Source organism: Pseudomonas sp. BNK-45, from assembly GCF_047456255.1.
Taxonomy (GTDB): domain Bacteria; phylum Pseudomonadota; class Gammaproteobacteria; order Pseudomonadales; family Pseudomonadaceae; genus Aquipseudomonas.
On the sequence record NZ_CP179909.1, the window covers coordinates 4065639 to 4082444 of the forward strand.

The window sequence follows — 16806 nt, forward strand, 5'->3', positions numbered from 1 at the left end:
GCCCCTACGGCCTCACGGCCTGCCCCAGGGCCTTGGCCACCAACTGCTCATAGAGCTCGGCGTAGGGTTCCACCGCCTTGCACCAGTTGAACGGCGCCGCCATGGCCCGGCAGCGCATGGCGTTGAGCAGCGCCGGGTAGGCAAACACCTTGAACGCCCGGGTCAGGGCCTCCTGGTAGCTGGGGACCGTGGATTCGTCGAAGAGGAACCCGGTGACGCCATTGTCGATGGTGTCCGCCAGGCCGCCGGTGTTGCGCGCCACCGGCAGCGAGCCGAAACGCTGGGCGTACATCTGGCTCAGGCCGCAGGGCTCGTAGCGCGAGGGCATGAGCAGGAAGTCGCTGCCGGCGAACATGCGCCGGGCGTCGGTTTCGTTGAAGCCGATATGCACCCCGATGCGCCCGGGGAAGCGCCGGGCCAGGGCGCGCATGGATTGCTCCTCTTCCGGTTCGCCGCGGCCGATGATGGCGATCTGGCCACCTGCTTGCACGATGAACTCCGCCACCGCCTCGGTGAGGTCCAGGCCCTTCTGGTAGACCAGCCGCGAGACCACCGCGAACAACGGGCCGTTGCTGGGGTCGAGGCCGAACATCTGCCGCACATAGGCGGCATTGGCCGCCTTGCCTTCCCAGTCGCCGATGCTGAAGGGGCGGAACAGATGGCTGTCGGTGGCGGCGTCCCAGCTCTCGTCGATGCCGTTGGGAATGCCGCTGAGCAGGCCCTGCTGGGTCTTGCTGGCAAGGAAGCCGTCCAGCCCGCAACCGAAGGCCGGGGTGGTGATTTCCTGGGCATAGGTGGCGCTGACCGTGGTGATGTGGCTGGCGTAGGCCATGCCGGCCTTGAGGAACGACAGCTTGCCGTAGAACTCCATGCCTTCCTGTTGCAGGGCGTGTTCGGGAATGCCCAGCTCCGGGCAGGAGGCCAGGCTGACCACGCCCTGGTAGGCCAGGTTGTGGATGGTGAACAGGGTCGGCGTGCGTTGTCCGCGCCAGTGCATGTAGGCCGGGGCCAGGCCGGCGGGCCAGTCGTGGGCGTGCACCAGATCGGGGCACCAGTGGATCTGCGCCAGGTTGGCGGCGATGTCGGCGGCGGCCAGCCCCAGGCGGGCGAAGCGAATATGGTTGTCGGGCCAGTCGCGGCCATTGTTGGCGCCGTAGGGCGTGCCTTCGCGCTCATAGAGCTCCGGGCAGATCAGCACGTAGATCACCAGGCCGTCGGGCATGTCCATGCGCCCGATCTTGCACGCCGGCAGCGCCGCGTGGCCGCCCAGCTCGCCGATGATGTGAATGGGGTTCTCGCTGTGCAGCACCTGGGGGTAGCCGGGGATCAGCACCCGCACATCGTGCAGGTGGGCCATGGCTCGGGGCAGGGCCGCGGAGACATCGCCCAGGCCGCCGGTCTTGACCAGATCGGCGATTTCCGAAGTGACGAACAGCACCCGCTTGCGGTTGGGATTGTGCCGGGCCAGCGGCAGCACCGTCTTGCTCCCCGAAGTCGGCTGGGCGGTGCGTTCACCGGCCTGCGGTTGAGGATGCTCTCCCTGAGTATTCAATACGGCGCTGATCATAGGTCTCTCCCGTTTTTATTGAAGTGCTGTCGGCCAATTCCTGTGGCCGGGCGCAAACGCGCCACACATCGATCAGCCTGAGCTGCTCGAGCGCTGAAGCAGAAAGGGTGGATCAGCCGCTGCAAGGAATGCACCAGTGGCAGCGGCCCTACCTTTAACCTGACCCTGGGCCGAAGCGAAAAGTTTCGACTTTTTCAGTGTCAAAGTGACCGGCCGGTCACGGGGCGAAATTCAGTCTAGGACAGAACCTAGAGCGTCGCCGTGGGCCCCGGGGTTTTCCCCCGGAGGGCTGGCGGGAGCCAGGACATCTCCCGACGAAAGGTCGTGGCTGCACCGTCGGCGAGCGTGGCCGTGCAGCCCTCGGCGCGAAAACGGTGAGGCCCTGCCAGCCGCTGGTGCAGGGCCTGGGGCGCGCTGCCCGAAAATGGGCCGGGGAGGCGGCGGGTCAGTTGAGCAGACGGATCGGCCGGCCGGCGTGCCAGGCCTGCAGGTCCTCGATCATCTGGCTGAAGAACAGTCGGTAGTTCTGCTCAGTGACATACCCGATATGGGGCGTGGCCAGGACATTGGGCAGGTGCCGGAACGGATGCCCGGCGGGCAAGGGCTCTTCGGCGAACACGTCGAGGGCGGCTCCGGCCAGCCGGCCCTGTTCCAGGGCGGCGATCAACGCCGCCTCGTCGACGATCGGCCCCCGGGCGGTGTTGACCAGCAGGGCGTCGGGCTTCATCCAGGCCAGGGCTTGGGCGTCCACCAGGTGGCGGCTGCGTTCACTGAGCACCAGGTGCACCGAGAGCACATCGGCCTGTTCGAACAGGGCCTGCTTGCTGACGTGGATCACCCCCGCGGCGGCCGCGCGCTCGGCGCTGAGGTTCTCGCTCCAGGCAATCACCCGCATGCCGAACACCTGACCGAACTGCGCCACCCGCTGGCCGATGTTGCCCAGGCCGAGCAGGCCCAGGGTCTTGCCGTACAGATCGCCGCCCAGTCCCTGTTGCCAGTGGCCGGCACGCAGGGCATTGGCCTCGTTGAGCAGGTTGCGGGTCAGGGCCATGAGCAGTGCCCAGGTCAGTTCCGGGGCGGCCTGCCGGTAGCTGTCGCTGCCGCAGACCTGGATCCCCAGGGCCTTGGCGGCTTCAAGGTCGATGGCGGCGTTGCGCATGCCGCCGGTCAGCAGCAACTTGAGTTGGGGCAGGCGTTGCAGCAGATCGGCGTCGAACAGGGTGCGCTCGCGCATCACGCAGATCACCTGGTACGGCAGCAGGCGCTGCACCAGAAGCTCGCGCTCGCCAGGGTAGTCATGCAGGAAGCTGACCTGGCCGATGCTCTGCAGCACCGACCAGTCGACCACCTCGCGGGCCACGTCTTGCCAATCGTCGATTACCGCAATCTGCAGCGTCATGTACGGGCTCCTGATTCGGGGGGCGGATCAAGCGGCCCGGCGGGGCCTGCTGAGGCTGCCGATCATGGCGCAGATCCGCCGTCCCGCGCACGCAGATTTCGCTGGCGTCGGCTGCTCGGCGAGCAGGTCCCAGGAGGCGCATGGTCCTGGCGGTACCCTGGCTGGCCAGCCCGCTACGGGGTGTCAGTCAGGCGCCCGGGCCGGTCAGCCAGCCCAGGGTCAGCCACACCAATACGGCGTAGCGCGCGCCCTTGGCCAGGCTGACCAGCAGCAGGAAACGCTTGAGGGGCTCGCCCATGACGCCGGCCACCAGGGTCAGCGGGTCGCCGATCAGAGGCATCCAGCTCAGCAGCAGCGACCAGTGGCCGTAGCGCTGGTAGTGCTGGCGGGCCCGCTCCAGATGCCGCGGGCCGACGGGGAACCAGCGGCGCTCCTTGTACTGCTCCAGGCGGCGTCCCAGCCACCAGTTGACCAGGGAGCCCAGGACATTGCCCAGGGTGGCCACCAGCCACAGCCCGAGCACGCTCAGTTGGTCGTTGTGCAGCAGGCCCACCAGCAGGGCTTCCGATTGCAGGGGCAGCAGGGTGGCGGCGGCGAAGGCCGCCAGGAACAGCCCGAGGTAGGCGCCGAGGATCAACGGGCCGGGTAGTCCGCCACCAGCACATCACGGCCGTCGCGGGTCAGGCCGATGATCTGGAAGGCCTCGGCGCCCATGCCGTCCATCTCCATGCCGGGGGAGCCCATGGGCATGCCGGGGGCCGCGATGCCCAGCAGGTCGTCGCGCTTGCGCAGGGCCAGCACCTGCTCGGCCGGTACGTGGCCCTCGACGAACTTGCCGTCGATGACCGCGGTGTGGCAGGAGCTCAGGCGCGGTGCCACGCCCAGGCGCTGCTTGACCGGGCTCATGTCGGCCTCGACATGATCGCGGACGTTGAAGCCGTTGGCCTGCAAATGCTCGATCCACTTCTTGCAGCAGCCACAGTTGGCGTCCCGGTGGACATCGATGTCGATGCTGCCGGCGGCCTGGGCCAGGGAGGTGAGGAACAGGGCGGACAGGGCCGCCAGACGCAGTGTGTGTTTCATGGAATATCTCGTGTGGATGCGCGGGCCATTGCCGTGTGCCGCGCATTTTTGCGGTTTTTGCCGGTTTGTGGCGCCCGTGTATGTATCAAGGTGATACAAAGCCGCTGCCCGGGCGCCACCGGCTGCGGACCTGATGCACCGATGGCTTGTTGCAGGGCCCTGCATGCCGATAGAGTCCTGCGGGTTTGGCACAGCCTAAGCGGCGCTGGCTGTCAGCAACCTGAGGCCTGGGTTACAGATTTGTCAGGTGGGCTGGCGGCCAGGGCGAACATTCTTATACAGGGCCGGGCGCACGGCCCGCGGCACACAAGCGAGGTTCCATGAAACCCTACCTGACGTTGTTGTTCCTGCTGTTGTTGGCCAATCCGGCGCTGGCCGGGTACAGCGCCCAGGAGCAGGAGAACCGGCGCATTGTGCTGGCGTTCTATCAACTGGCCCTGAACGACAAGGACTTCGCCGCTGCCCGACCTTATCTGGGCGCGCACTACATTCAGCACAATCCGGCCGTGGCGGACGGCATCGAGGGATTCAGGACCTTTATCGAGTTTCTCAAGCAGCACTACCCGCAATCGCAAAGCGAGATCAAACGCCTGTTCGTCGATGGCGACTTCGTGATCGTGCATGTGCGCAACACCGGCCGCGAACCGGGGGTGGTCAAGTCGATCATCGATATCTATCGCCTGGAGCAGGGCAAGATCGTCGAGCATTGGGACACCAGCCAGGTGCTGCCGGACCAGGCCGCCAATGCCAACGGCGCCTTCTGATCAGCCGGTCGCGGCTTCCAGGCGCTGCTTGAGATTGCCCAGGGCCTGGGCCGACAGCTGCTCCATGCGCAGGCGCAGGCCGCTCAGATGCAGGTCGGTGGAGAACGCCAGGGTCCGGCGCAGCAGTGTGCCGTCACCCTGTTTGCTCAACTGGTAGTGAATCGAGCCGTCCAGCGCGGCGGAGCTGAACACGGCCTTGAACTCCTTGGGAAACTGCGCGACCAGCACCCGGTAGCTCATGGGGATCTGCACCCCCAGCAGGTCCATGGTTTCGCTGAAGCGGTGGCCGGCCGGCAGCGAGCCGCCGAGCCCGGTGTCGGCCCGCAGGCTGCAAGGGTGCCATTCCGGCCAGCGGTCCGGCTGGGTCACGTAGTAGTAGAGGGTGTCGATACCGGCATGGATGTACAGCTCGTGGCGGATCTGTTCCTGCAACAAATGTGATTGGCGCTGGCCCATGACGCACTCCACTTCCTTGTGACCGGAGCCTCCAATATAGTCCCGCCGCCCGGTGCTGCCAGCGGCGGCGGGTGACCGTTCAGCGGACTTTGAAGCGGCTCATCAGGTGGCTGACCTGGGCGTTGGCCTGCAGCAGGCTCTGGGTATTGCTTTGGCCGGCTCGGGCGCTCTCCACCAGTTCCTCGACCATGTGTCGGATGCTCACCATGCTGCGGTTGATCTCCTCGGTCACCGCGCTCTGCTGTTCGGCGGCGGTGGCGATCTGGGTGCTGAGGCTGTTGATCTGGCTCACCGAATCGGCCATCTGGTCAAGGCCGGTGTTGACCCGCGCGGTGGCGTCCGCCGCCGACTGGCAACTGGCCTGGGTGTTTTCCATGGCGCTCACCGAGGAGCTGACGCCCTGGCTCAGGCGGCTGAGCATTTCGTTGATCTGCGAGGTGCTGTCCTGGGTCCGCGCCGCCAGTGCCCGGACTTCGTCGGCGACCACCGCGAAGCCGCGTCCCTGTTCTCCGGCCCGGGCCGCTTCGATGGCGGCGTTGAGGGCCAGCAGGTTGGTCTGTCCGGCGATGTCGCCGATCACCCCGAGGATTTCGGTGATGCGCTGGGCGTCGGCCTGCATGGCTTCGACCTTGTGGGTGGCATCGGCCACTTCGTCGATCAGGGCGATGACGCTGCCCGAGGCCTGGCCCACCACCACTCGCGAATGCTCGGCATGCTCGTTGGCGCGGCGGGTGAAGTCCGCGGTCTGCGCGGCGTTGGCCGCGACGCTGTCGGCGGTGCTGCTCATCTGCGTGATGGCGGTCACGGTCTGGTCGGTTTCCGAAGCGTGACGCAGCAGGATCTGCTGGCTGTGGGCCGAACTCTGTTGCAACTGCGCCAGGCTGCTGGCCATGGCGTCGGTGGCCTGGGTCACTTCGCCGATCATCGTCTGCAGGTACTGGATGAAGTGGTTGACCGAATGGCCGATGGCGCCGAGCTCGTCTTCGGCGCGGATCACGATGCGCCGGGTCAGGTCGGCGTCGCCGGTGGCCAGGGCATCGATGTTGCCCTTGAGGATCTTCATCCGTTGCACCAGCTGACGGATCGCATAGACCTGCAGCAGCACCAGCAGGATCACCATGGGGATCTGCAACAGGCTCAGGGTGCTCAGCACATCGTCGCGCTGGGCGGTGATCTGCTGGGTGGGCAGGGTGCTGGCGAGGAACCAGGGGGTGCCTTCGATGGCGCGCATGAAGAAGGTGCTGGGCACCCCGGCGTTATCGAATTCGATGCGCTGGCTGCCCTTGTCGCGTTGCTCCAGCGCGGCCTGGATCCGGGCGGCGAAGGGCGAGGCGGCGGCCAGTTCGCGAATGTTCTTGAGGACGATCGGACCGCTGATGCGCGAGCTGTTGCTGATGATCTTGCCGTCGGCCTCGACGATCAGCATCTGCGCGTTGAGTTCCTTTTCCTGGCGGGCCACCAGGTCGTTGAAGAAGCCCAGGGTCACGTCGATGGTGGCCACGCCCCAGGGCTGGCCGTCACGGCGGATGGCCATGGCGCAGTTGGTCCGCGGTTCGGCGCTGGCGTCGTCCTTGTAGGCCGCGGCCCAGGCGCACTGGCCGGGAGCGGTCTGCATGCCGCCCTTGTACCAGGACTGGTCGTAGTAGTTGGGGGCCGGGTCGCTGTTCCAGAACGTGTTGACCACCAGCTTGCCGGAGGCGTCGCGGTGCCAGAAGGTGCTGTGCTTGTTGCGGCCCGGGGTGCGCTGGCCCGGCAGGGGCCAGATGCCGCCACCGAAGACTTTCTGCTCGCCGTACTGGTCCACCAGCCCCGGCAGGACCCGGTCGATGCTGTCGCTGTCGAGCAGGGGAATGGTCTGGGTGATGCTGCGCTGCTGGGCCTGGACCTTGTTCAGTTCGCCCTGGATGCGTTCCGCCACTTCGGCGATGCGATTGAGGGCCACCTGTTCTTCGGTGTGGCGCAGCTTGGGCGCGACCAGCTGACTGATGCCCACGACGGTGAGTACCAGCATCAAGACAATGAACAGGACCAGAAACAGCGTGTAGCGGGCTTGAATGGTGCGCAAAGCGGGCATGGGACCTGTCCTTACCGAGCGTTTTTTATTATTCGGGGGGATGAGCCGTGTCAGGGCATCCACAGGATGTCGGCGCGGTTTTTCAGCTCTTTAGTACGATCGTCCAAAAAAATCGCGACGGGTTTGAAAACCGCCATGAGCGCGGCTCGGCCAAGGCCCCGGGCAGGTGCGCAAAGCCTCGATCAGACCAGGAAAAGATGACGGTTGGAGCAGGGGCGACCCTCTGTCCACCCAGTAAATCAAGCCTTTGGGCGAATTGTGTCGAGTTTGTACAAAAATTGTAAATTGTGGAAATAAAGCGTTGTTGCTGGGCTCCCCCGGCGTTGATACTGGCGCCCATTCAGATGATTCAACACGGCTTCCACCCAGTTTCAGGTCCCTTATCAGAGCTTTCAGGGGCTGGCGCTAGCAAGCGCAACAGGGGGATCGGCAAGCCGGACTACAGGAGTGTCAGCATGGCAATCGGATACGTTGGAGGCTGGACCAGCAAGGCGGGTCTGTTGGTGCAGGACGGCGGTGGCAGTTCCTCCAAACCGGTTTCGCAGAGCGCCAAGGTGCGGCAGATGTTGAGCCTGGTGGGAAGCAACCCCACGGTGCTGGACATCCGCAAGATGGACCAGTTGAAATTGCACAAGCAGATCAAGGGCTTTGATCCGACCAACGTGACCACCAAGTCCCTGGGCGGCATGAGCACCTTCTTGAAGAACAACGGGCTGATTTCCGACGTCACCGCGCTGAATCTGCTCAACGCCGGCGACAAGTTCGACCGCTTCGGTATTCCGAAGAACCCGGACGAGCCCTTCAATGCCCTGGAATACTTCGCCATGAAGCTCGATGACATCCAGAACAACAACATCAAGGGCAACAAGTACGCCAATTACCTGGTGCCCGAGTACAAGAAGGCCATCTACGTGCTGCAGAGCCTGCAGAACTACGGCAAGGGCAACGGCACCACGGTGACCGACAAGAACGTCTCCACCAAAGCCTGATTGCGCGACGCTTGCGCGCTCGCCCGGCGAGCGCGCAAGCCGCTTGCTTCAACGCGTCAGCAGCGCCATGACCTCTTCGGGATAGCGATTGCCCGCCGTGTTGCCCGGGCTGAAGATCTGCTCCAGCGACGCCAGTTCCTGCGCACTCAAGCGCACCTCCAGTGCCCCCAGGTTTTCCTCCAGATAGCGCCGTTGCTTGGTTCCGGGAATCGGAATCAGGTAGTCGCCCTGTGCCAGCACCCAGGCCAGGGCCAGTTGCCCGGCACTGACCTGCTTGTCCGCCGCCAGTTGCTGCACCTGCTGCACCAGTTGCAGGTTGCGCTGGAAGTTCTGCCCCTGGAAACGCGGGCTCAGGCGCCGGTAGTCATCAGCGGCGAAATCGTCCGGGCTTTGCAGGGCGCCGGTGAGAAAACCCCGGCCCAGGGGGCTGTAGGGCACGAAGGCGATCCCCAGGCGCTGGCAGGCGGCGAGGCAGCCGTTGTCTTCCTGATCCCGGCTCCACAACGAATATTCGCTTTGCAGGGCGCTGATGGGATGCACCTTGTGCGCCCGCTCCAGGGTCGCGGCCGAGGCTTCGCTGAGGCCCAGGTAGCGCACCTTGCCGGCCTGGACCAGCTCGGCCATGGCGCCGACCGTCTCCTCGATGGCCACTTGCGGATCGACCCGGTGCAGGTAGTACAGGTCCAGGGTGTCCACGCCGAGGCGACGCAGGCTGCCGTCGATGGAGGCGCGCACGTATTCCGGGCGGCCATTGACGCCGCGGGCCGTGGCGTCGCCCGGATCGCGGACGATGCCGAACTTGCTGGCCAGGAACACCTGCTGGCGCTTGCCGCGAATCGCCTGGCCGATCAGTTCTTCGTTGCTGTGGGGGCCATACATGTCGGCGGTGTCCAACAGGTTGATCCCCAGTTCCAGGGCGCGGTGCAGGGTGGCGATGGCTTCCCGGGGATCGCTGTCGGGGGTGTAGAAGTCGCTCATGCCCATGCAGCCCAGGCCAATGGCGGAAACCTGCGGACCGTTGTGACCCAGTTGTCGAGTGTGCATCGGTGATTACTCCGGTGAGTGGGGAAGAGCGTGCAGTTTGCTACTCGACAAAAAACCGATAAACAGGCTAAAAACGCTATCACTATTGGTATTTTCTAAATAATCGCGAGCCTGTATTCCATGGACCGTTTCAACGCCATGCGCGTCTTCACCCGCATCGTCGAGCTTGGCGGCTTTGCCCGGGCCGCCGACGACCTGCAACTGCCCCGGGCTTCGGTGACCATCCTGATCAAGCAATTGGAAGCCCACCTGGGGGTGCAACTGCTGCACCGCACCACCCGCCAGGTCAGCCCGACCCTGGACGGCGCCGCCTATTACCGGCGCTGCGTGCAACTGCTGGCGGACCTGGAGGAAACCGAGGCGGCGTTTTCCCTGACCCGGCACCATCCCCGGGGGCTGTTGCGCATCGACATGCCGGTGGGCATCGGTCGCCTGATGGTGATTCCGGCATTGCCGGAGTTCTCCGCCCGCTACCCGTTGATCGAGCTGGAAATCGGCCTCAATGACCGTCCGGTGGACCTGATCCGCGAAGGTGTCGATTGCGCCCTGCGTGGCGGCCCGACGCTGGACGAGAGCCTGGTGGCGCGGCCGCTGGTGCAATTGCAGCAGGTGACGTGCGCCAGCCCCGGCTACCTGCGCCAGCGGGGGATCCCACGGTCCCCGGCGGAGCTGGAGGGGCATCAGATGGTGGAGTACTTCTCCAGCGTCAGCGGCAAGCGCTATGGCCTGGAGTTCTTCGTCGACGGCCAGTTGCGCCAGATGCAGTTGCCCAAGCAGGTGGCGGTCAACAGCGCCGACGGTTACCTGGCGGCCTGCGAGGCCGGTTACGGGCTGGTGCAGACCCCGTACTACAACGTTGCCCGGCAGTTGCAGGCCGGCCTTCTGCAGGAGGTGCTACAGGACTGCCCGGCGCCGACGCTGCCCTTGACTGCGCTGTATCCGCCCCAGCGCCACCTGTCGACCCGGGTACGGGTGCTGGTCGACTGGTTGGTGGAGCTGTTCGCTCGTCCCGGCAACCTGACTTCGCGCCCCTGAAACCGCCACCCCTGGCAGCAAAACGCCCGCGACGGGGCGGGCGTTGGTGGTAGGCGATGCGCTGCGGCCGATGGATTGGCCGCACGTTTCAGCGGTGGTAGTAGCCGGGACCGCCGTCGTAGTAACGATGATGGCCGCCATCGCGGGGCATGATGATGCAGCCTGACAGGGTCAGGATGGCCAGCAGGGGAATCAGCAGCGTGATTCGACGAAACATTTATCAATCCTCAAAGGGCACGGAAAACGCAACAGGCCGTCAAGTAAGCAAAATCTCCTTGGCGCCTGTACCATGTGACCCCGATTTCCCCGGCTCATCCCCAAAACCTGGTAGGTGCTTGGCATCGACCTTGATACACAGCGGATACATTTTCAGCTTCAGGACCCCGCAATGACCCAGTCACAACGCTTGAAATACTCGATTCTGATTTCCCTGGTGGTACTGGGGATCATGCTTGGCCTTTCCTACCTGCAGAACCACGGGGTGATCAGCGAAAAACTGTTCCAGTACATCGCCATTGGCGTGGCGGTGGTCGTGGTGGTGATCAATGGCGTGATGCGTCGCAAGGTCAAGCCCTGAGCCGCCGGCGGCCTCAGGAGAGGCCGTCGAGCACCGCTGCGGCCCGCTGGTGCAGGCTGTAGCTCTTGTCCGCATTGAGGGTCAGCACGCCCTCGCTGCACAGGCGTTTCAACACTTCCCGGACACTGAGAAACGACAGCGGAATGTCCAGTTCCAGCAATTGGCTGTGGATTCCGCGCACGCCCAGGGAGCGTTCGCTCTGGGCGGCGGTGAGCAGGGCGTCGATGACTTTCAGGCGAATCAGGCTGGTGCGCAGGCCAAAGCTCTTCAGCAGCTGCTTGATGCGCTCGTTGCTGGTGCGCTCGGCGCTGCGGCCGAAGACACCGGCGCCGGCATTCAGCGCAGGCGGGTTGTTCATGGTGGTGCCATCCATTGGCAGTTGCGGGTTGTACATGCAAGAACTCCTTATCAGAGCCTGATCAGGAAAAGAATGATGGGTGCTCTAGTACTAGACGAGCGAGCGCGACCAATCATGAGGCCCGGGATGTAGAAAAATTGTCAGTATCGAGTCACTGACATGTCATGACCGCGGCGGCCGCTGCGATGGGAGTAAATTTTTTTCCCGCTCTTCGTCCTTATGGGCAGGCAGGCGCCGGTTGATCCGTGCGCGGCTGGATTCCCAGACTGGCGGCATCGCCGTACCCCGCCTGCGCACCAGTCCTGGTTGTGTTCTTTTGTATCAGGAGTCGGTGTGATCATTTCCAGGCAGTTCCCGCATTTTGCCCTTGCCGCCGTGTTGCTGAGCCTCGGTTGTGGGGTTCACGCACAGGCGCAGCCGGACCCGGTCCAGGCCGAGATCCGCCGCACCAGCTTTGGTGTCCCGCATATCCGTGCCGCCGATGAGCGCGGACTGGGCTACGGCATCGGTTACGCCTATGCCCAGGACAATCTGTGCCTGATGGCCAATGAAGTGCTGACGGTCAACGCCGAGCGCTCCAGGTATTTCGGTCCGGAGGGCCAGACCCTGGAGCAGCGCGACAATCTGGCCAGCGACCTGTTCTTCAGCTGGCTGAACTCGCCCCAGGCGGTGGCGGCGTTCTGGCAGGCGCAGACCCCGGCGCTGCGTGAGCGCATGCAGGGCTATGTCGAAGGCTTCAACCGGCAATTGCTCGAGCGCCGTGCCCAGGGCCTGCCGGAGCAGTGCCAGGGCGACTGGGTGCGGCCGCTGACCAGCGCCGACCTGGTGAAGCTGACCCGGCGCCTGCTGGTCGAAGGCGGTGCCGGCCAGTTCGTCGAGGCCCTGGCCCTGGCCGCGCCTCCGGGAGACGCCGCCCAGGCGGCCTTGAGCCCCAGGCAGTGGCAACTGGCGGCGAACCGGCAACAGGCTTTTGCCCTGGACCGGGGCAGCAACGCCGTGGCGGTGGGCGGCGAGCGTTCCTTCAATGGGCGCGGTCTGCTGCTGGCCAATCCGCACTTTCCCTGGGTCGGCGGCATGCGCTTCTATCAGATGCACCTGACCATTCCCGGTCAGCTGGATGTGATGGGCGCTGCCTTGCCCGGTCTGCCGCTGATCAATATCGGCTTCAACCAGCACCTGGCCTGGACCCACACCGTGGATACGTCCAAGCACTTCACCCTGTACCGCCTGCAACTGGACCCCAAGGACCCGACCCGCTACCTGCTGGATGGCCGCTCGCTGCCATTGCAGCGTCAGGTGGTGACGGTGCAGGGCAAGACCGCGGACGGGCGCTTGCAGCCCCAGTCGCGCACCCTCTACAGCTCGGTGTTCGGCCCCGTGGTGCAATGGCCGGGGGAGCTGGACTGGAACCGCCAGTACGCCTACAGCCTGCGTGACGCCAACCTCGACAACAGCCGCGTGCTGGCCCAGTGGTACGCGATGAATCAGGCCGGCAGCGTCAGCGACCTGCAAGACAGCGTGCACCGGTTGCAGGGCATTCCCTGGGTCAACACCCTGGCGGTGGATGACCAGGGCCGCGGCTTGTACATGAACCAGTCGGTGGTGCCCAACGTGACCCAGGCCAAGCTGGCGCAGTGCAGCGATCCGCGGGCCGGTACCCAGGTGATCGTTCTCGATGGATCGCGCAGCGCCTGCGCCTGGGATATCGATCCGGCCGCGGCGCAGCCGGGTATCTTCGCCGCCAGCCAGTTGCCGCAGCTGGCGCGCAACGACTACCTGCAGCACGCCAACGACTCGGCCTGGATGGTCAACCCGGCGGCGCCGCTGCAAGGCTTCTCGCCGGTGATCAGCCAGCAGGACGTACCGTTGAAGATGCGTGCGCGTTTCGCCCTGGAGCGCCTGGGCCGGATGCAGCAGATCAAGGCTGCCGATCTGCTGCACATGGTCAGCGACAACCAGGTGTACCTGGCCGGCCTGGTGATGCCGGACCTGCTGCAGTTCTGTGCACAGGACTTGGGCGCCGATGCCCGGCGCCTGGCGCGGCTGTGTGGCAGCCTCGGGTCCTGGGACCGCAGCGCCGGCCTGCACAGCGGGCTGGGCCTGGTGTATTTCCAGGGCATCATGCAGCCGCTGCTGCATGACCCGGACATCTGGCGGGTGGCGTTCGATGCCAGGGACCCGCAGCACACGCCGCGGGGCCTGGCCATCGGCCGCGAACCGGTGGCCCGGGCCCTGCGTGCGGCCATGCTGGCAGCGGCGCAGATGGTGGACGAGGCCGGGTTGGCCGATGACGTGCGCTGGGGCGAGCTGCAGCAGGTGAGCCGGGGCGGCCGACCGACCCCGGTGCCCGGCGGCCCGGAAAGCCTGGGGGTGTACAACGCCATCCAGAGCGTGCCGGGGGACGGCGGCAAGCGGGAGGTGGTGAGCGGCACCAGCTACCTGAATGTGGTCAGCTTCGATGAGCAGGGGCCACGGGCCCTGGGGTTGCTGGCGTTCTCCCTGTCCAGCGACCCGGCCTCGGCGCATTTTCGCGACCAGACCGAGGCGTTCGCCGCCAAGCAGTGGCAGGTGCTGCCCTTTACCGAGGCGCAGATCCGCGCCGATGGCCAGTATCAGGTGCAACGGATCCAGGAGCCGCGCCGGGAGCCTTAGCCATTGGCGGCGCTGTGAAGGTCGGTGGGATCATCTGGGCCGCCCGGGCAACCGGGCGGCCTTCAGCTGTTTGGCGGGGACTGGGGCAGGGCGTTGATCACCGGGTTGCCCTGGCGATTGCGCGTCAGGTAGACCGGCAGCACCTTGGGCAGCGAGGTCAGCAGGCTCTTGATCTCCCTGGTGTTGTAGATGCCGCCGACGCGAATGCTGCCGGTCTGGCTGTCAGCCAGCTGTACCGGGCTATCCAGATAGCGATTGATCAGCGGCAGGGCCTCGTTGAGGGACAGGTTGTCCAGCACCAGCTTGCCATTGCGCCAGGCCAGGGAACTGTCGTTGCTGTAGGTCTGGCTGATCTGGGGCGCGTAGTCGCCTTCCTGGTAGCGGGCCTGCATGCCGGGCTCCAGGCGGAAGCCTTCGCCAGGCTGGGCGGTATCGCTGTTGACCAGCACCGAGCCCTGCAGCAGGGTGACCCGCACCTGATCTTCATACATCCACACGTTGAACTGGGTGCCGGTGACCTTGACCTGCCCCCGGGCGGCCTTGACCACGAAAGGATGGGCGCTGTCATGGCTGACCTTGAAGAAGGCCTCGCCCTTGTTCAGGGTGACCCGGCGCTGGTCCTTGTAGTTGCTGTAGGTCAGGGCGCTGCCCAGGTTCAGCTCGACCTGGCTGCCGTCGGCCAGGGTCACGCTGCGCAGGCTGTCGCCGGCTTCGAAGCGTTCGTAGGATGAGGGCAGCCAACCCAGTTCCCAGCCGCTGTAGGCGGCCAGGGGCAGGGCGCACAGGGCAATGGCCGCCGCCACGCCGTAGCGTTGCCAGCTGCGCCGTGGCGCAGGCTGGGGCGCCGGGGTCGACAGGGCGGAGGGTGGCAGTTGGTCGGCCACTTCCCAGATTTCCCGCATGGCCTGGTATTCGAAGGCGTGCAGTGGGTCGGCATCGTGCCATTGCTGAAAGGCCAGGCGTTCGGCATCGCTGCAGTCTGCTTCGTGCAGGCGCATGCACCATTGCGCCGCAGCCTGGGTAATGGCGTCGTACTCGGCTTCTGAGAGGATCTGTTGGCTCATTGACTCTTCCTGATTTCGCGCATTCTACCCTTCGCGACAAGCCTTGGAGAACAACCATGATGGCGATTGCCCAGTAACCGGTGGTTATTTTCATCCGAGACGCCCCTTGGCAGGCGCTGGGGGCAAGGTGGCGCATGCCGCCGCAAGGGGGATCCTGGCACCTTCCCTGCAAGCTTCAGGCAGTGGTTGACAGGGTTGCGGCTCGGCGTTGTTTAATCGCGGGTCACGCGCTGTTGCCCCCTCCAATAACTACTCTGGAGCTTCAGATGTCTGCCTCGTCCCCGGTTGTTGATACCCCCTCCGAATACCTGTCGTTCCCGGCTCTGGTGCAGTTGCTGGAGACGATCTTCCTGGGCCACGGCTGTCGCGCCGACGTCGCCCGGTGCCTGGCCGAGAACTGCGCCGGCGCCGAGCGTGACGGCGCCCACAGTCATGGCGTGTTCCGTATTCCAGGTTATGTCTCGACCCTGGCCAGTGGCTGGGTCAATGGCCAGGCGCAGCCGCGGGTGGAAGACGTGGCCGCCGCCTTTGTCCGGGTCGATGCCGACAACGGGTTTGCCCAGCCGGCCCTGGCGGCGGCCCGCGAGCTGCTGGTGCACAAGGCCCGCGAGGCCGGGATCGCCGTCCTGGCCATCCGCAACTCGCACCATTTCGCGGCACTCTGGCCGGATGTCGAACCCTTTGCCGAAGAAGGGCTGGTGGCCCTGAGCGTGGTCAACAGCATGACCTGCGTGGTGCCCCATGGGGCCGACCGGCCGTTGTTCGGCACCAACCCGATCGCCTTCGCCGCGCCCCAGGCCCAGGGCCAGCCGATTGTCTTCGACCTGGCCACCAGCGCCATTGCCCATGGCGATGTGCAGATTGCCGCACGGGAAGGCCAGCGCCTGCCCCTGGGCATGGGGGTCGACAGCCTGGGGCAGCCGACCCAGGACCCCAAGGCGATCCTCGAAGGCGGGGCGCTGCTGCCCTTTGGCGGGCACAAGGGCTCGGCGCTGTCGATGATGGTGGAGTTGCTGGCCGCGGCGCTGACTGGCGGGCATTTCTCTTTCGAATTCGACTGGTCCAATCATCCCGGGGCCAAGACGCCCTGGACCGGGCAGTTGCTGATCGTCATCGATCCGAGCAAGGCCGCCGGACAGAGTTTCGCCGAGCGCAGCCAGGAACTGGTGCGGCAGATGCACGCGGTGGGACTCAAGCGCCTGCCCGGGGAGCGCCGGCATCAGCAGCGCGAGCGTTCACTGCAACAAGGGATTGCCATCGGCGCTGCGCAACTGCAGCAGTTGCGGGATCTGGCGCGGGGCTGAGGGATGCACAGATGCAGGCCAGGCCCACCAGGGGCCCGGCCTGCAGGGGCGGTCAGGAACGACGGCCCAGCAACAGGCCGACTACCAGCCCGACACCGGCGGAGATGGCCACGGTCTGCCACGGATGGCCACCGATGTACTGTTCGGTGGCATCCACCACCGGCTTGCTGCGTTCGCGCACATGGCTCACCGAGTCCAGCGCCTGCTTGAGCTTGAGGCTCACCTGCCGGCGCAGGCTTTCACCTTCTTCGCCCACCAGGGTGGCGCTGCCCTTGAGCAGTTTTTCCGATTCTTCGATCAGCGCCTGCAACTCGCTGAAGGCCTGATCCTTGATTTGATCGTTTTCCGCTTGCGCGGCTGATTTACGAGCCATGAAGTTTTTCCTTGGACAATGTGAACGGTGGTGCATGAGCGCGCCTTCCGGAGCGGGAGGCCGGCTC

The 16806-nt window shown here is 65.4% G+C and carries 17 protein-coding genes; 6 read left to right on the forward strand and 11 right to left on the reverse strand.

Features of this window, described 5'->3' with window-relative positions; translation table 11 throughout:
- Positions 1-4 precede the first annotated feature (4 nt).
- The 4 genes from glgA to ACMGG8_RS18705 all read right to left on the reverse strand — a co-directional run bounded on the left by glgA (position 5) and on the right by ACMGG8_RS18705 (position 4049).
- Positions 5-1567: a glycogen synthase GlgA gene (gene glgA, locus ACMGG8_RS18690; protein ID WP_060839433.1), complete on the reverse strand. Its 1563-nt coding sequence runs from the start codon at positions 1565-1567 to the stop codon at positions 5-7.
- A 445-nt stretch (positions 1568-2012) separates the two neighbouring features.
- A complete protein-coding gene (locus ACMGG8_RS18695) occupies positions 2013-2966 on the reverse strand; it encodes a D-2-hydroxyacid dehydrogenase family protein (protein WP_108543896.1) in 954 nt (317 codons plus the stop codon).
- A gap of 187 nt (positions 2967-3153) precedes the next feature.
- The gene (locus tag ACMGG8_RS18700) at positions 3154-3603 is read right to left on the reverse strand and encodes a YqaA family protein (RefSeq protein ID WP_060839431.1); all 450 of its coding nucleotides are present in this window, start codon (positions 3601-3603) and stop codon (positions 3154-3156) included.
- Positions 3600-4049, reverse strand: coding sequence for a DUF411 domain-containing protein (locus ACMGG8_RS18705; protein WP_414158129.1), 450 nt, complete (start codon positions 4047-4049; stop codon positions 3600-3602). The genes ACMGG8_RS18700 and ACMGG8_RS18705 overlap by 4 nt, the downstream gene beginning before the upstream one ends.
- 320 nt (positions 4050-4369) lie before the next feature.
- Between ACMGG8_RS18705 and ACMGG8_RS18710 the strand changes: the two genes are divergently transcribed.
- On the forward strand, positions 4370-4813 hold the full coding sequence (locus ACMGG8_RS18710; protein WP_414158130.1) for a nuclear transport factor 2 family protein: 444 nt from the start codon (positions 4370-4372) through the stop codon (positions 4811-4813).
- On the opposite strand, the gene ACMGG8_RS18715 is transcribed toward ACMGG8_RS18710, so the two are convergent.
- Together ACMGG8_RS18715 and ACMGG8_RS18720 are read right to left on the reverse strand one after the other, a co-directional pair.
- Positions 4814-5269, reverse strand: a complete 456-nt coding sequence (locus ACMGG8_RS18715; protein ID WP_414158131.1) for an SRPBCC family protein — start codon at positions 5267-5269, stop codon at positions 4814-4816.
- 79 nt (positions 5270-5348) lie between these two features.
- Positions 5349-7343: a methyl-accepting chemotaxis protein gene (locus tag ACMGG8_RS18720; protein WP_414158132.1), complete on the reverse strand. Its 1995-nt coding sequence runs from the start codon at positions 7341-7343 to the stop codon at positions 5349-5351.
- A gap of 455 nt (positions 7344-7798) precedes the next feature.
- Here ACMGG8_RS18720 and ACMGG8_RS18725 point away from each other — a divergent pair, with 455 nt between their 5' ends.
- Positions 7799-8332, forward strand: coding sequence for a hypothetical protein (locus ACMGG8_RS18725; RefSeq protein ID WP_060839426.1), 534 nt, complete (start codon positions 7799-7801; stop codon positions 8330-8332).
- Positions 8333-8380: 48 nt separating this feature from the next.
- On the opposite strand, the gene ACMGG8_RS18730 is transcribed toward ACMGG8_RS18725, so the two are convergent.
- Positions 8381-9376, reverse strand: a complete 996-nt coding sequence (locus ACMGG8_RS18730; protein WP_060843669.1) for an aldo/keto reductase — start codon at positions 9374-9376, stop codon at positions 8381-8383.
- Positions 9377-9496: 120 nt separating this feature from the next.
- On the opposite strand from ACMGG8_RS18730, the gene ACMGG8_RS18735 reads away from it, so the two are divergent.
- Positions 9497-10411, forward strand: coding sequence for a LysR family transcriptional regulator (locus ACMGG8_RS18735; protein WP_060839424.1), 915 nt, complete (start codon positions 9497-9499; stop codon positions 10409-10411).
- Positions 10412-10499: 88 nt separating this feature from the next.
- Here ACMGG8_RS18735 and ACMGG8_RS18740 read toward each other — a convergent pair whose 3' ends face one another.
- Positions 10500-10628, reverse strand: a complete 129-nt coding sequence (locus ACMGG8_RS18740) for a hypothetical protein (protein WP_256596732.1) — start codon at positions 10626-10628, stop codon at positions 10500-10502.
- A 171-nt stretch (positions 10629-10799) separates the two neighbouring features.
- On the opposite strand from ACMGG8_RS18740, the gene ACMGG8_RS18745 reads away from it, so the two are divergent.
- Positions 10800-10988 (forward strand): hypothetical protein, encoded by a 189-nt coding sequence (locus tag ACMGG8_RS18745; protein WP_042941707.1) that lies wholly within the window; start codon positions 10800-10802, stop codon positions 10986-10988.
- A gap of 13 nt (positions 10989-11001) precedes the next feature.
- Here the strand turns inward: ACMGG8_RS18745 and ACMGG8_RS18750 are convergent, their stop codons facing one another.
- Positions 11002-11382 carry a fe2+ zn2+ uptake regulation protein gene (locus ACMGG8_RS18750; RefSeq protein ID WP_060839423.1) on the reverse strand — a complete coding sequence of 127 codons (381 nt, stop codon included), beginning with the start codon at positions 11380-11382 and terminating at the stop codon, positions 11002-11004.
- 297 nt (positions 11383-11679) lie between these two features.
- On the opposite strand from ACMGG8_RS18750, the gene ACMGG8_RS18755 reads away from it, so the two are divergent.
- On the forward strand, positions 11680-13998 hold the full coding sequence (locus ACMGG8_RS18755; RefSeq protein WP_414158133.1) for an acylase: 2319 nt from the start codon (positions 11680-11682) through the stop codon (positions 13996-13998).
- Between the two features lie 62 nt (positions 13999-14060).
- Here ACMGG8_RS18755 and ACMGG8_RS18760 read toward each other — a convergent pair whose 3' ends face one another.
- On the reverse strand, positions 14061-15062 hold the full coding sequence (locus tag ACMGG8_RS18760) for a FecR family protein (RefSeq protein WP_060839421.1): 1002 nt from the start codon (positions 15060-15062) through the stop codon (positions 14061-14063).
- Between the two features lie 266 nt (positions 15063-15328).
- Between ACMGG8_RS18760 and ACMGG8_RS18765 the strand changes: the two genes are divergently transcribed.
- Complete coding sequence (locus tag ACMGG8_RS18765) at positions 15329-16366, forward strand: Ldh family oxidoreductase (RefSeq protein ID WP_060839420.1); 1038 nt, start codon at positions 15329-15331, stop codon at positions 16364-16366.
- Between the two features lie 52 nt (positions 16367-16418).
- Here the strand turns inward: ACMGG8_RS18765 and ACMGG8_RS18770 are convergent, their stop codons facing one another.
- Positions 16419-16739 carry a DUF883 family protein gene (locus ACMGG8_RS18770; RefSeq protein ID WP_060839419.1) on the reverse strand — a complete coding sequence of 107 codons (321 nt, stop codon included), beginning with the start codon at positions 16737-16739 and terminating at the stop codon, positions 16419-16421.
- Between the last annotated feature and the right edge of the window lie 67 nt (positions 16740-16806).